Raw genomic sequence first — 13,945 nt, 5'->3', positions numbered from 1 at the left:
GCCGCTTGAAGAGCGCCAAGATCGTCGCCGCGCCGCGTTCCTGGTTTGGCCGGAATGCCGGCCTGCGCCCGCGACTCGTGCTCATCGTCGGCATCGCGATGCTGGCGCCGGGCGCGCTCGCGGTCTTGCAGGCGATCTCGAGCTACAACAGCAGCATGCGCATCCTGGAGCAGAACCTCGCCCAGGCCGCGCAGCTGTCGGCGACCGAGCAGGTCAACATGATCTCGGCGTCGCGCGAGATCCTCACCAGTCTGGCCGCACAACCCGACGTGCGCGCTGGCGAAGGCCTGGCGTGCCGGCGCGCGTTGCAGCGGGCCATCGGCGGACTGGATCAATATTCCGGCGCATCGGTCGTCGATGCGAAGGGCGATTTCACCTGCGCTTCCGGTCCGACCCGCAGCGGCGTGAACGTCGCCGACCGGCAGTGGTTCATCTCGGTGATGAGCGGCGATGGTTTCGTCATCAGCGATCTGCTCGTGAGTCGCTGGCTGGGCACCTGGGGCATCATCACCGCCGTGCCGCTCGTCAATGAGGACGGGGTCATCCAAGGCGCGGTGGCGCTGTTCATCGGTCTGGACTGGCTGACGCGTCGCTATCACTCCGGCAACGAGACCGACGACACCGCATTCGCGCTGCTCGACAGTCAGGGCGAGATCATCACGGGCGAATCGGAGCGCTCGCCGGCCCGCTCGCCGCTGCCATCGCGCGACATCGTGAACGAGCATCTTCGTGAGCACCTGCAAGGCGGTCAGACTCAGACCTTCCGCGCGCGCGGCCACGATGGAACGTGGCGGCTGTATGCGATCAGTCCGCTGCTCGGCGGTCGCATCTTCGTCATTCTCGGTACGCCGGTGCTGACGGCGATCGGTCCGTTGGCGCTGCAAGTGGCGTGGGGCGTGTTCACTCCGTTGTTGATGTGGGCGCTGGCGATCGCCGTGGTCTGGTTCGGCATCGAGCATCTGGTCGTGCGCTGGATCACGTACCTCGAGCGCATCACCTCGGCCTATGCAGCCGGTCGGCACAACGTGCGCCCGGAGCGGGTGAGTGCCGCGCCGGCGGAGATCCGCAGTCTCGGAGAAACGTTCTCGCGCATGGCGGATCTGTTGTCGGCCCGTGAGAACGAGCTGCGCGACTCGCTCCAGCAAAAAGAAATCCTGGTGCGCGAGATCCATCATCGCGTGAAGAACAACCTGCAGCTGGTGATGAGCTTGCTCAACCTGCATGCGCGCCGCATCCGCGATCCGCGTGCCGAGGTGGCCTTCGCCGAAGCGCGCAGTCGTATCAATGCGCTCGCAACGCTGCACCGACGTTTGTACGAATCCGAGAACCTGCAGGAGATCGACCTGAAGTGGTTCCTCGAGGACTTGTGCGCCGAGCTGCGTCGTGGTGGCTTGTCCCGCGGTCGCAACGTCGAGCTGACGGTCGACTCGCCGAGCGAGGTCATCGGCCCCGACGTGGCTGTGCCGCTGGGATTGCTGGTGACCGAGGCGATCACCAACGCGTACAAGCACGCGTTCAATGAGCGCGATGGCGGTCATATCCAGGTGCAGATCGTGCGCGAGTCGCCGGCGAGCTTGCTGCTCACCATTCGCGACGACGGCACCGGCTTCGACATGGCGGCCAGCTCGCAGGATCAAAGCGGCCTGGGCCGCTCGCTCATCGAGGCGTTCGTACGCCAGCTGCGCGGCGAGCTGGAGACGCGCTCGGATGACGGCACGGTCGTGCAGGTCAAATTCCCCGCTCAGCTCAAGTCCGACGATAAAAAGCACGGCGGGCACCACGCGCCCCATCATGCCGGCGGTCACCACGTCTCCGGCATGACGCAGCCCGGCCCCGTCCCGGCGGCAGCGCCGCCGCCCGAGCAGCCGACGACCAAGTCGGCGTAGCGGCCACTAGCACAAATCTAATAGCTCCAGTCTGGGTCTTTGCGACGCGCCCCAGTATCCTGGCGTGTCTGTAAAGGACTCCTCCCCGGCATCGCATGACCAGTCTGAGTGCGCAAACACACAGCGTGCTGCGCCACCCCAATGTATTGCGCTTCATCGGCGGGCGCTTTCTGGCCTCGCTCGGAGCGCAGATTCAGGTGGTCGCGGTCGGCTGGCAGATGTACGACATCACCGGCGATCCGCTCGACCTGGGCCTGATCGGGCTGTCGCAGTTCATTCCGTTCGTGACGTTGATTCTTCCGGCCGGTCACGCCGCGGACAATTACAACCGCGCTCGCATCGTGACCACCTGTTATCTGACCAGCTCGGTCTGCGCGCTGGCGTTGCTGATCATGACGCTGCGTGGCTTGCTGTCGGCGTGGCCGATCTTCCTGATCATGATGGTGCTGGGCGCTTCGCGCGCGTTCTCGATGCCGGCCTCGCAGTCGCTGCTGCCGAATCTGGTGCCGACCGATGCGTTCCGTCGCGCCGTCGCGTTGAATTCATCGTCTCAGCAGGTCGCGACCATCATCGGTCCGGCAGTCGGCGGCGTGCTCTACCTCGCCGGGCCGTCGGTGGTCTATGCCACGGTCATGACACTGGCGCTGACCGCAGCGCTGTTGATGTTTCAAGTGCGCGGCGCGAGCGAACCGGCGAACACGACTCGCGAACCGTTGAGTTTGGAGACGCTGCTTTCAGGATTGAAGTTCGTGCGCTCGCGGCCAGTGGTGCTCGGCGCGATCTCGCTCGATCTGCTTGCAGTGATGCTCGGTGGCGCGACGGCGCTGATGCCGATGTTCGCGAGTGACATTCTTCACGTCGGTCCGACCGGCCTCGGGCTGCTGCGAACCGCGCCGGGCATCGGCGCTGCGGCGTGCGGTTTGGTGCTCGCGTTGAGTCCGATCTCGCGGCACGTCGGATCGTGGATGTTTGGCGGCGTCGCGATGTTCGGTGTCGCGACCCTCGTGTTCGGCCTCAGCACCAACTTCTATTTGTCGATGGTGGCGTTGGTCGTGCTCGGCGCGGCCGATATGGTCAGCGTCTACGTGCGTCATCTGCTCGTGCAGTTGGATACGCCCGATTACATCCGCGGCCGAGTGAGTGCGGTCAGCTCGGTGTTCATCGGCGCGTCGAACGAGTTGGGCGATTTCGAATCCGGCGTGATGGCGAAGTGGTGGGGCGCGGTTCGCGCCGTGCTGATCGGCGGCGTCGCGACGCTGGTGGTCACCGGCCTGTGGACGCGCTTGTTTCCCGTGCTGTGGAAGATGCAGGAATTCCCCCAGCAGAAGAAGTAGCTGCCACAAACCAGTTGCCAGGCTGGTTTTATATCCAGTACTATCCTGTCCATGCCCAGCCCGATTCGCCCTGCTGTTCGCAACGGACGCGGCGCCGTGTCGAATCCTGCTGGGCGCTTTGAACCCACGCGCGCCGAAGCAGTGGACGATGGCTGGGGCACGATCGAAGAAGCGTTGCCGCCGCTGGAAACCACGGTGCAGCCGGAACCGGCGCGCTCCATCATCAGCCGCAATAAATCGCCTGATATTTCCTTCGATCAGTCGATCAATCCCTACCGCGGGTGTGAGCACGGTTGCATTTATTGTTACGCACGGCCGTCGCACGGCTATCTGAACCTGTCGCCGGGCCTCGATTTCGAGACCAGGCTGTTCTACAAGGCGGACGCGGCGCGCCTGCTCGAACAGGAGCTGTCGGCGAAGAACTATCGTTGCTCGCCGATCACGATCGGCGCCAATACCGATCCCTACCAGCCGATCGAGCGTGAGTACCGCGTCACTCGCAGCATCATCGAAGTGCTGGCGAAGCGTCGGCATCCGTTCTCCATCATCACCAAGAGCGCCATGATCGAGCGCGATATCGACCTGCTCGCGCCGCTCGCCAAGGACAACCTGGTTTACACACTGGTCAGCGTCACCACGCTCGATAACGACATCAAGCGCACGCTCGAGCCGCGCACGGCGTCGCCGGCAGCGCGACTGCGAGCCATTCGCAGTTTGAGCTCGGCGGGAATTCCGGTGGGAGTGATGATTGCACCCGTGATTCCGGTACTCACCGATGCTGAGCTGGAAAAAATTATCGAGGCGGCCGCGGCTGCCGGCGCGCGCTCGGCCGGCTATGTACTACTGCGCCTGCCGTACGAGCTGAAGGATTTATTTCGCGAGTGGCTCGATGAACACGAGCCGCTGAAGGCCAAGCATGTCTGGTCGAGATTGCACGATATGCGCGGCGGCCGTGACAACGATCCGCGCTGGGGCCATCGTCAGCGCGGCGAGGGACAATATGCCGACTTATTGGCGCAGCGGTTTGCGGCCGCGTGCATGCGATACGGCCTCAAACATCGCGAGAGATTTGTCCACAACACCGCGTTGTTTGTTGCGGGCTCCGCTGCAAGTGGCGGCGAGTCGCGGCAAATGTCGTTGCTTTGAAGCGCCGTCGCGCTCTCGCGCGGCTGTCACATTCACAGCGCCGCAAGGATTGGCCCAAAGGCCTATTTGACATTCTCTCTTTAATTCGCGATTGAGCATCCGAGGTGCTTGCGCGTTTTCCCGGCATTGACGTATGAATGGCTGGCGTATACTCGATCGTAAAGGTCGGGCGCGACGCGGCCGGCGAGCCGACGCAGGAAGCGAATCGGATTGCCGTAAGTCGGCGAACGCTTCAGGACGGATTGATCCTCGACCTGAACTTCCTGGAGAAGATCAATGAACTCTGGTGTCACTGTCTCGCCGCGTCTCGCGATGGCCATCGCGGCGCTGGGCACGACGCTTCTGACCAGCGGCTGCATGACCGCGAAGATCGAGGAGCTGCGTGAGGCGCCCACGCAAATCAGTTCGCAAGAGGCGATCGTGCTGCTCGCCAAGCCGCATCTGGAAGGCACGGGCACGGAAGACAAATTTCTCGATTGTCTGGAGCGCGAGCTGGTCGGCGAATCGGTCTCCGCCAGCGTTGCCGAGAGGCAACGCGCGGGCAAGCAATTCGAACCTCGCAGCAACCTGAGCAAGGGCCCCTTCCAGATTTACGCGGATCATTATTTCGTCGACGCGTTGTATCCCTGGCTCGAACCCAGCACTGCGCCCGCCAACGCGCAGGGATTCAGCGCGTTTCTCGCACGTCCCGGCGTGTCCGAACGGGTCGCTGAGATGGGCGTGCGTTACATCGTGTGGGTCGACGGCGTGACGCAAAAGACTGACGGCGGCGGCAGCATCGCCTGCGCGGCCGGTCCCGGTGGCGCCGGCTGTCTGGGCCTGGGCTGGTGGGAGAAGTCCTCGGATTATGAAGCGACGGTCTGGGATCTGCGCCAGGGCATCAGCGCCGGCAGTCTCACCACCGATGTGAAGGGCACGTCGGTAATGATCGGCGCCATCGCTCCGATTCCGCTGATCGCGCCGGTGCAGAGCACCGCCTGCGATCGGCTCGCGGGGCAGCTGAAGTCGTTTTTGATGGGTACGGGAGACGAGGAGACGGTGGCAGTGTCGCCGAATTGAGCGGCGCGTGGCCCGAACTCGTTTTTCGTGCATTGAACTTGGAGGCGGCACATCCATCGAACGTGGGCTGACCTCGACCGACTCGGGTCAGCGCGCGTTCAGCTGATCGGTCGCACAGTTCCTTTTGGCGTCATGCGTCCTCATGTGCGCCTGGGGAAAGGAAGGAGAGGACATGCAGAGTCAACCCACTCGGATTCCGGCCACCGCGCCAGAGCTGCCAGCGACGAGCAAGCGTCGGCTGACGCTGGCCGTGCAATGTGTGCTCGTCGGCTCCGTCTCCGCCTTCCTCATGGGCGGTTGCCCACAACAGCAATCTTCCTCATCGATGCCTTCGAGCAGCATGCCGAGCGGCGGCTCCTCTGGCTCCTCCGGCGGATCGTCCGGCTCTAGCGGTGGCGGCGGATCTTCCGGCGGTTCATCCAGCAGCATGCCCAGCGGCGGATCGAGCGGCGGCAGCCGTTCGAGTGGCGGAATGCCCTCGTCCGGTGGCGCGAGCGGCGGTGGCGGCGCGTCGGGCATGCCCTCTTCGTCTTCTTCGCAGGGCAGTCAGGGCGGCTCCATGGGTGGCGGCGGCCAGTCCGGCGGACAGAGTGGCGGTGGCGCGAACGCCGGTGGTTCGTCAGGCGGCAGCTCTGGCGGATCGCAAGGCGGTGGCAGTCAGGGCGGTGGATCGCAAGGTGGATCCGATGGCTCAGCCGGTGGAGCGGGCGGTCAATCCGGTGGCGCTGCGGGCGGCTCCTCGGGTTCGAGCGGCGGCCAAAGCGGCGGCGGTTCTTCCAGTCCGAATGTAACTGTCGGTACTTCACTGCCGGGCGCTGGTTTGCCCTCGGTCGGTGTGCCTTCGCCTAGCACCGGCGGTGCCGGTGGAGACCAGAGCGGCGGCTTGCCGAGCACTGGCGGCGGTGGAAGCAGCGGCGGAGCCCAGGGCGGCGGCGCTCAAGGCGGCGGCGGTTCAGCCGGCTCGCAAGATTCTTCGAGCGGCGGCACATCCGGCGGCGGCTCCCAGAACGAAAGCATCTTCAAAGGATCCAGCGGCGGCGGTGGCGCGGCCGGCGGATCGGCCGGTGGCGGTGGCTCGGCAGGCGGCGCGGCTGGCGGCGGTGCAGCCGGCGGTGGCGGAGCCAGTGGCGGTATGCAAGGCGGCGGCGCAGCTGGTGGTGCCGGAGCAAATGCCGGTGGCATGCAGGGCGGCGGCGGTGCGGCTGGCGGCGCCGGAGCAAACGGCGGCGGCATGCAAGGTGGCGGCGGCGCGCAGGGCGGTGGATCTGCCGGCGGCGCTGCGGGTGGCGGTGGAATGCAAGGCGGCGGTTCTGCTGGCGGCGGAGGCGCCGCAGGTGGCGCTGGCGCCATGGGTGGCGGCTCTGCGGGTGGCGGCGGCGGTTATCCGTCGGCCGGGGGCGGAGCCGCTGGCGGTGGCGGCGCCCAAGGTCAAGGCGGCGGTGCTCAAGGTTCACAGGGCGGCGGCGGAGATGGCGGTGGCGGCGGCGGTCCGATGACCGGCGGCGAACGCACCGCGCAGATCGATCGCAAGTTCGACGAATCGTTCAGCATCTTCGACGGCCGCATGCGCAGAGAGCAGGCCGACATCGCCGGGCAGCGCGGCAACGGCCGCGGCGGCGGCGGTGGACAAGGCAACGGTGACGGCAGCGACGGTCAGGGCGCTGGCGCTCAAGGCGCCGGTGGCGACGGCGAAGGAGCCGGCGGCGGCGAAGGTCAAGGCGGCAATGGCGGTGGCCAGGGTCGCAATGGTCAAGGTCAGGGACAAGGCCAGGGCCAGGGCCAGGGTCAGGGACAAGGGCAAGGCCAGGGTCAGGGTGGCAGCCAGGGCGGTGGTGGCGGCGTTGGCGGCGGCGCCAGCGGCGGCAGCGGTCCGAACACGGTGCCCGCGGGCATTCCGGATGGCAGCGACGACGACATCGTCGCCCGTCAGTTGCGCGAAGCCGCAATGAACGAAACCGATCCGGAGCTGCGCGAGAAACTCTGGCAGGAGTATCGGAATTATAAGAAGGGGACCTGAGGGCCCCCTTCCTCGATGAGCTGAAGCAAAAACGAAAAACTGGCGGAACGAATCAGGTCAATGGGGCAGGTCAGGCAGCGACAAGAACGGCTCAGGTTGAAAGTTATGAAGCGCACGCTTGCTCTAATCTTCCTGTCGGTGGCCGCCCTGGGCGCGGCTGGATGTGTCACTCACGAGACCCGCCCGCAGCAGCGGGTGAAGGCCATACAGGCCGCGACCGAGATACCCGAAGCGCAGCTGCTCGACGTCGGTGTGCGGCTGTTCGAAGAGAACCTGCCCAAGGACGAAAAGAAGATGGAGGAAGAGCACATCTTCCCCGAAGTGCGCAAAGCCGAAGCGCGCTTCCTGCCCATGCAGTTGCGTAACACGCTCGAAGGCACCGGCCAGTGGGGCCAGGTGCGCGTGATGCCGCAAGACGCCGAGGCGCTCGACGTTTATGTCTCCGGCAAGATCATCGAGTCGACCGGGCAGGTGCTGCGCGCCGAAATCACCGTGGTCGACGCGACCGGCCGGCAATGGTTCAAGCGCGAGTACAACCAGCTCGCCGACACACGTTCGTATAAGGATCAAACCGGCAAGCCGCGCGATCCTTTCCAGAACATGTACAACACGCTGGCCAACGACATGCTCGTGTTCCGCCAGCAGATGACCGCCGCCGATCTGGAAAACGTGCGTCGTGTATCCGAGCTGCGCTTCGCGTCCGATCTCGCGCCGTATGCCTTCAGCAACTACATGACCGAGGACAAGAAGGGCATGAAGCAGGTCGTGCGCCTGCCGTCCGAAGACGATCCGATGCTGCAGCGGATGGATCGGATCCGGGAGCGCGATTACGCCCTGCTCGACACGATCAACGAGCACTACTCGCTGTTCTCGGAAAACATGTCCGAGCCGTACACGAACTGGCGCCGCTACAGCTACTCCGAGCTGGAAGCGAAGGACGAAGCGAAGCGCTCGGCGATCACGCGCAAGCTGCTCGGCGCAGCGGCGATCGTCGGCGGCCTCGTAGTCGGTGCGGAAGCGAATACATATGCCGGGCAGGCCGCTGCCACCGGTGCGATCTTCGGCGGCGCATATGCCGTGAAGAGCGGCTTCGACAAGGGGGCGGAAGTGAAACTGCACTCCGACTCGTTGAAGCAGTTGGGTGAATCGTTCCAGGCCGAAGTGCAACCCATGGTGGTCGAAGTGGAAGGCCGCACGCTGCAGCTCAAAGGCACGGCCGAAGAGCAGTACACCGAATGGCGGCGCTTGCTCAAAGAGCTCTACGAAAACGAAACCGGCGCGCCGGTGCCCGTGACCCCAGTACCGGAGGAAACTGCTTCGAAGGCGGCTGCTCCCAAGGCCGAGACCGGCGGCGGATAACTCGCCAACCGCCCGATCCAAGCACACATTCGTCATGCTGGAGCGCGGGCAGGAACTGTCTCGCAGTCTCGTCCTGGTGCGTCGGTTGAGTGCCGGGGGCAGCGGCGAAGTCTGGCTCGCGCAAGAACGTGAACGCCGCGACCCGGTCGCGGTCAAGATTCTGTCGTCCGAGTTGGCGCAGGACATTGCAACCTGCGCGGCTTTGCACGACGAGTACGCGCGCGTCGCGGCGCTCGACCATCCGAATATTCTGCGAGTCGAAGGGCTGCAGCGGTCGGCGCAGTACGCCTGGATCGCGATGGACTACGCCGCGGGTGGCGATCTGACTCAGCTGCGCGGTCGCAGTTGTGGCGAGATCCTGAGAGCGACGATTCCGATCGCGTCGGCACTGGCGACAGCGCATGCGGCGGGCATCGTCCATCGGGATGTGAAGCCCGCGAATGTGCTGTTGAGTGCGGACGGCACGCCGTTGCTGGCGGATTTCGGCGCGCTCACGCGGGGCTCGCCATTCAGTGCCAGCCCGCAGCAGCTCGCCGGTGCGCCGGTGAGTGTCGCGGACGATATGTATGGTTTTGGCGCGCTGCTCTACGAGTTATTGTCAGGCTATCCGCCGTTTTATCCGGACGCGGCGGCGGCGAGAGACGTAACGCGAGAGCCTGCGCCACCGCCGGCCGACGTGCCGCCGGCCCTTGCGCAGCTGATCGGCAGACTGCTCGCGCGACGGGCGGAGGACCGGCCTGCGGACATGGGAAGTGTCGAAAGAGAATTGCGCGCGGCGCTTGCGAGTCTGCCGCCGCCTGCGATGATGAGCGATATGAACGAGCCTGCACCCATCAAGCCTGCTTCGGTGAAAATCGAGCCGCCCGGTTTGCGTCCGCCGCCAGGGCAGGGCGAGCCGTTGCGTAGCGAGTGGCAGCGCACGACTGGCCCGCGCGTCAATGAGGACGATCTGCGTCGTCAAGGTTTCCGACGCGGCTTGGGTGCGTCGCTGGTGGCGCTCGGGCTGGTTGCCATCGGCGTGGTGTTCTTCGTGTTACCCAAAGTGATGGAGCGCGAGCCGCCCGCTCAGAAGGCGCCGGTCGCCGCGGCCGTCGCTCCCAAAGTCGACGAGAAGGCGGCCGAGAAAAAGGAGCTCGATTTCGCGGCTCTGGCGAAAGCGAAGCAGGCAGCCGAAGAACTGCGCACCGCCATCGACGAGCGTCTGCAGAAGCTCAATGCGCGTGCCGCCGCTCAGTGGGGCGGTGAAGAATTCGGGCGCGCGAACTCCTTACTGGCAGCGGCCGATCAAGACGCAACCGCCCGCGACTACACCGCCGCCGAGCAGAAGCTCAACGAGATTACGCCGCTGCTCGATATCGTCGAGAAGCGCGCCCCGCAGGTACTGGCCGAGCAATTGAAGGCTGGCGCCGCAGCGTTGCAGGAGGGTCGTTCCGAAGACGCCAAAGCTGCGTTCGAGCTGGCGCTGAAGATCGAGCCGAACAATCAGGTCGCCTCGCGTGGTCTGAAGCGCGCGGGTACGTTGGATCAGGTTCTGGCCCTGCTCACCAAGGCGGAAGGTCAGGAGAAGGAAGGCAACGCGACACCGGCTCTCGAAAACTTCCAGAAAGCACTGGCCCTCGATGCGGAAGCAACGCGCGCGAGTGAAGGCATTGCGCGCATCACTTCGCGACAGGCCGCCGATGCATTCGCAAGCGCGATGGCGAGAGGTTACAGCGCCCTCGCGGCCACAAATTACTCGCAAGCACGTGAAGCATTCGAAGCTGCGCGCCGCATTCGTCCCGACGCACCGGAGATTCCGCAGGCGTTGCGGCAGATCGAACAAGAGCAGCGCACCGGCGTGATCGGCGTGAAGTTGCAGGAAGCCCAGCAGCTCGAGTCGCAAGAGAAGTGGGCCGAGGCGCTCAAGGTCTATCGCAGCGTGCTCGAGCTCGATTCGACCGTGGCCGCGGCGAACGACGGCGCCGCTCGCACGTCGCCGCGCGCCGCGTTGAACGAGCAGCTGGAAATGTATCTCACGCAACCCGAGCGTCTGTTCAGTCAGTCGGTGCGGGTCGTGGCGAAAGAAACATTGTCGCGGGCGGCGGGCATCGCCAATCCCGGCCCGATCCTGAGCAAGCAGATCAAGACACTGGGCGAATGGCTGGCGCGTGCCGACGTGCCGGTACCGGTCGCCCTGCGTTCGGACAACGTTACTCAAGTGACCATCTATCGCGTTGGCGTCCTCGGAGCGTTCGAACAACGCTCCCTGGATCTCGTCCCAGGCAGCTATACCGTGGTCGGCACGCGACCCGGCTATCGCGACGTGCGGCGAGAAATCAGCGTGATGCCGGGAGCAGCGCCGGAGCCGGTCGTGATTCGCTGCGAGGATAAGATTTGAGCGAGCTCATCGTTCGCGAGGCCTTGGGCGAGCGCCGATTCACGGCCACGGATTTTCCTATCGCGGTAGGCGGGCAGGGCAGCGCCATCGTCATGGCCGGCCGGCCCGAAGGCGCGGAAGCGTATCTGGGATTGCACGAAGATCAGCTGTTCGTGCAGCCCGCCGATGGCGTCGAAGTGCTCCACAACGGCGTACCGGTGCAGAACTCCACGTGGCTGCGCAGCGGCGATGTGATCAACTTCGGCGCGGCTCGTTTGCGGCTGCTCGCGCAACGTGACGATCAGCGCATCGTCGAAGTCGACGACGGCAGCAGCGGCAATATCACGGCGCCGCCCATCATCGAGCCGTCCGCCCGCCTGCAAGGCGGCGAAGGCGATGCCGAGCGCATCGATCCGTTGCAGTTCCGCCCGAGCGATCCGGTCAAGGCCGGGCCGAAGGTCAGGCTCGATCTCAAGAAAATCGTCGCCGGCGTGGCCGCGGCGCTCGTGGCGGCCGTGCTCTGGTTTATTTTCACCGCGACCTCGGTGAGCGTGCGCACCGATCCTGCCGACGCGCAAGTCGACATCCAGGGCACGCTGCCGGCGGTGCGTTTCGCCGGTCGCGTACTGGTGCGGCCGGGCGATTATTTGATCAAGGCGACGCAGGAAGGCTTTTCGCCGGCGCAATTGCAAGCCAAGGTCACCAAGGAGCCGAATCAAACATTCGCGCTCAAGCTGCAAAAGCTGCCCGGCAAGGTGAAGGTCGACGTGCCTGCGCAAGCGCGCGTCACCGTCGACGGCAAAGAGCTCGGCAATGCGCCGGGCGAATTCACGATTGCGCCCGGCAAGCACACGATCGCCATCGCCGCCGCGCGCTATCAACCTTTCTCCGGCGAGCTGGACGTCGTCGGCGAAGGCAAGAGTCAGACATTCACGCCGAAGCTGGTGCCGGCGTGGGCCGAAGTCACCGTGAGCTCCGAGCCCGCCGGCGCGATGCTGGTTGTCGATGGCGAAGAGCGTGGCGTGACGCCGCTGACGACGCAGATTCTCGCCGGTAATCATCCGGTCGAGCTGCGCATGGCCGGCTTCAAATCCTGGACCACCGACGTGCAGGTGAAGGCGAACGAAGCGATGAATCTCGGCCCGGTCCGTCTCGGCCTGCCCGATGGCAAGCTGGCGCTGCGTTCCGAGCCTTCGGGGGCGAGTGTTTCGGTCGGCGGCGTCTATCGCGGACAAACGCCCGTCTCGCTGGAATTGCGGCCCGACATTGCACACAACGTCGTGTTGACGATGCCGGGCTACGAAGCCGCGACGCGTGAGGTTTCACTCACGGCTGGCGAGGATCGCACGCTATCCGTGCCGCTCTCCGGCGTGTTCGGCGAAGTGACCCTGGCGGTGCAGCCGGCGGACGCGCAAGTGTTCGTCGATGGCAAAGCCGCCGGCGCCGCCAATCAGAAATTGCGGCTGGTCGCGACCACGCACGACATCGAGATCCGCAAGACCGGTTTCGTCACCTACAAGACCAGCATCACGCCGCGGCCCGGTGTGTCGCAGAAGATCGAGACCACGCTGCTCACGCCCGAGCAGACCAGGATGGCCGCGACGCCGACCAACATCCGCAGCAAGGCGGAGCTGTCGTTGAAGCTGATGCCGGTGGGTTCTTTCACCATGGGCAGCCCGCGCCGCGAGCCCGGCCGCCGCGCCAACGAAGCGCAGCGTGACGTGCAGTTCAAGCGGCCGTTCTACATGGGAGTGAGTGAAGTCACCAACGGCCAGTTCCGCAAGTTCAAAGCCGACCATCGCTCCGGCATCATCGGCCAGCACACGCTCGATCTGGACAATCAGCCGGCCGTGAACGTGACCTGGAACGACGCGGCTTTGTACTGCAACTGGCTGTCGCAACAGGATGGGCTGCCGCCGGCGTACCAGAACAAGGATGGCCGCATGGTCGCCGTGCAGCCGCTGACGACGGGCTATCGGTTGCCTACCGACGCCGAGTGGGAATGGATGGCGCGTTTCGAAGGCGGCGGCAAGTTCCGGCGCTATCCCTGGGGCAATGCGCTGCCAGTGACGCCACGCTCGGGAAATTACGCGGATGTGACGGCACGATTGATCGTTCAGGATGTCATTCCAGATTACGACGACGGCTACGCCGCCGCCGCGCCGACCAGCAAATTCCCAGCCAATCCCTTGGGTCTGTTCGACGTGGGCGGCAACGTCGCCGAATGGGTACATGACTACTACACTGTCAGTTCGGACAGCGGCGCGGTCGCGGTCGATCCGACCGGTCCCGCCGACGGCAAGCAGCACGTGATCCGCGGTTCCAGCTGGAAACAGGCGAGCGTGACGGAGCTGCGGCTGTCGGCGCGGAGTTTCGGTGAAAGCCAGGCCAACGACGTGGGCTTTCGTGTCGCCCGTTATGCAGAGTAGACGGGCGCGGAGTAGGTGAGGGGCAACATATGAAACCGTTACGACTGCTGACCCTTTTGGCTGCATGTTGCGCAACTGGCACGGTCGCTACGGTGGCCGGCGCCGCCGAACCCGCGCCTGCCAAGCCGGCGGCGTCGGCGGCCACTGCGCCTCCGGGCGAATCCGCGGCACCGAAAGACGACGAACAAACTCAGGTTCAGCAGGGTACTAAGACGGAGGAAGACGACGAAGCGCCGCCGCCGGCCCCGAAATCCAAGCCCGGCAAGGGCAGCTCGCCCGAGCGCTTCGTGCCGTCTGAGCAGGTCCGCGCCGATTTCGACGTGTCGTTCCCCATCGATATTTGATTCGACAGGAATCCC

Annotated in this window: 10 protein-coding genes; 9 read left to right on the top strand and 1 reads right to left on the bottom strand. The window is 65.1% G+C overall.

What is annotated here, in order from left to right; translation table 11 throughout:
* The first annotated feature begins 5 nt into the window (after window positions 1-5).
* The 4 genes from GYH35_RS20550 (at window position 6) to GYH35_RS20535 (ending at window position 5,425) form a co-directional block, all read left to right on the top strand.
* The gene (locus tag GYH35_RS20550; RefSeq protein WP_161829358.1) at window positions 6-1,886 is read left to right on the top strand and encodes a sensor histidine kinase; all 1,881 of its coding nucleotides are present in this window, start codon (window positions 6-8) and stop codon (window positions 1,884-1,886) included.
* Window positions 1,887-1,981: 95 nt separating this feature from the next.
* Window positions 1,982-3,220 (top strand): MFS transporter, encoded by a 1,239-nt coding sequence (locus tag GYH35_RS20545; protein ID WP_161829357.1) that lies wholly within the window; start codon window positions 1,982-1,984, stop codon window positions 3,218-3,220.
* A gap of 51 nt (window positions 3,221-3,271) precedes the next feature.
* Window positions 3,272-4,366: a PA0069 family radical SAM protein gene (locus GYH35_RS20540; RefSeq protein WP_161812675.1), complete on the top strand. Its 1,095-nt coding sequence runs from the start codon at window positions 3,272-3,274 to the stop codon at window positions 4,364-4,366.
* 276 nt (window positions 4,367-4,642) lie between these two features.
* The gene (locus GYH35_RS20535) at window positions 4,643-5,425 is read left to right on the top strand and encodes a hypothetical protein (protein ID WP_161812676.1); all 783 of its coding nucleotides are present in this window, start codon (window positions 4,643-4,645) and stop codon (window positions 5,423-5,425) included.
* 180 nt (window positions 5,426-5,605) lie between these two features.
* Here the strand turns inward: GYH35_RS20535 and GYH35_RS34640 are convergent, their stop codons facing one another.
* Complete coding sequence (locus tag GYH35_RS34640; RefSeq protein WP_202624448.1) at window positions 5,606-5,944, bottom strand: hypothetical protein; 339 nt, start codon at window positions 5,942-5,944, stop codon at window positions 5,606-5,608.
* Here GYH35_RS34640 and GYH35_RS35160 point away from each other — a divergent pair.
* The 5 genes from GYH35_RS35160 to GYH35_RS20505 all read left to right on the top strand — a co-directional run bounded on the left by GYH35_RS35160 (window position 5,943) and on the right by GYH35_RS20505 (window position 13,930).
* A complete protein-coding gene (locus tag GYH35_RS35160) occupies window positions 5,943-7,442 on the top strand; it encodes a hypothetical protein (protein ID WP_202624464.1) in 1,500 nt (499 codons plus the stop codon). The two genes, GYH35_RS34640 and GYH35_RS35160, sit on opposite strands and share 2 nt — an antisense overlap.
* Before the next feature lie 105 nt (window positions 7,443-7,547).
* Entirely contained in the window at window positions 7,548-8,801 is a 1,254-nt protein-coding gene (locus tag GYH35_RS20520) for a hypothetical protein (protein WP_161829355.1), read from the top strand.
* A 34-nt stretch (window positions 8,802-8,835) separates the two neighbouring features.
* A complete protein-coding gene (locus GYH35_RS20515; RefSeq protein ID WP_161829354.1) occupies window positions 8,836-11,178 on the top strand; it encodes a serine/threonine-protein kinase in 2,343 nt (780 codons plus the stop codon).
* Window positions 11,175-13,586 (top strand): PEGA domain-containing protein, encoded by a 2,412-nt coding sequence (locus tag GYH35_RS20510; RefSeq protein WP_161812681.1) that lies wholly within the window; start codon window positions 11,175-11,177, stop codon window positions 13,584-13,586. The genes GYH35_RS20515 and GYH35_RS20510 overlap by 4 nt, the downstream gene beginning before the upstream one ends.
* 29 nt (window positions 13,587-13,615) lie before the next feature.
* Window positions 13,616-13,930 carry a hypothetical protein gene (locus GYH35_RS20505; RefSeq protein WP_161829353.1) on the top strand — a complete coding sequence of 105 codons (315 nt, stop codon included), beginning with the start codon at window positions 13,616-13,618 and terminating at the stop codon, window positions 13,928-13,930.
* Window positions 13,931-13,945 lie beyond the last annotated feature (15 nt).

Source organism: Steroidobacter agaridevorans, assembly GCF_009932555.1.
GTDB lineage: Bacteria > Pseudomonadota > Gammaproteobacteria > Steroidobacterales > Steroidobacteraceae > Steroidobacter > Steroidobacter agaridevorans.
This window is presented reverse-complemented; position numbering and strand designations above follow the sequence as displayed.

Coding starts and splice junctions, on each gene's coding strand:
- GYH35_RS20545 (WP_161829357.1), top strand. CDS start 1,982: ATGACCAGTCTGAGTGCGCAAACACACAGCGTGCTGCGCCACCCCAAT.
- GYH35_RS20540 (WP_161812675.1), top strand. CDS start 3,272: ATGCCCAGCCCGATTCGCCCTGCTGTTCGCAACGGACGCGGCGCCGTG.
- GYH35_RS20535 (WP_161812676.1), top strand. CDS start 4,643: ATGAACTCTGGTGTCACTGTCTCGCCGCGTCTCGCGATGGCCATCGCG.
- GYH35_RS35160 (WP_202624464.1), top strand. CDS start 5,943: ATGCCCTCTTCGTCTTCTTCGCAGGGCAGTCAGGGCGGCTCCATGGGT.
- GYH35_RS34640 (WP_202624448.1), bottom strand. CDS start 5,944: ATGCCCGACGCGCCGCCACCGCCGCTCGCGCCACCGGACGAGGGCATT.
- GYH35_RS20520 (WP_161829355.1), top strand. CDS start 7,548: ATGAAGCGCACGCTTGCTCTAATCTTCCTGTCGGTGGCCGCCCTGGGC.
- GYH35_RS20515 (WP_161829354.1), top strand. CDS start 8,836: ATGCTGGAGCGCGGGCAGGAACTGTCTCGCAGTCTCGTCCTGGTGCGT.
- GYH35_RS20505 (WP_161829353.1), top strand. CDS start 13,616: ATGAAACCGTTACGACTGCTGACCCTTTTGGCTGCATGTTGCGCAACT.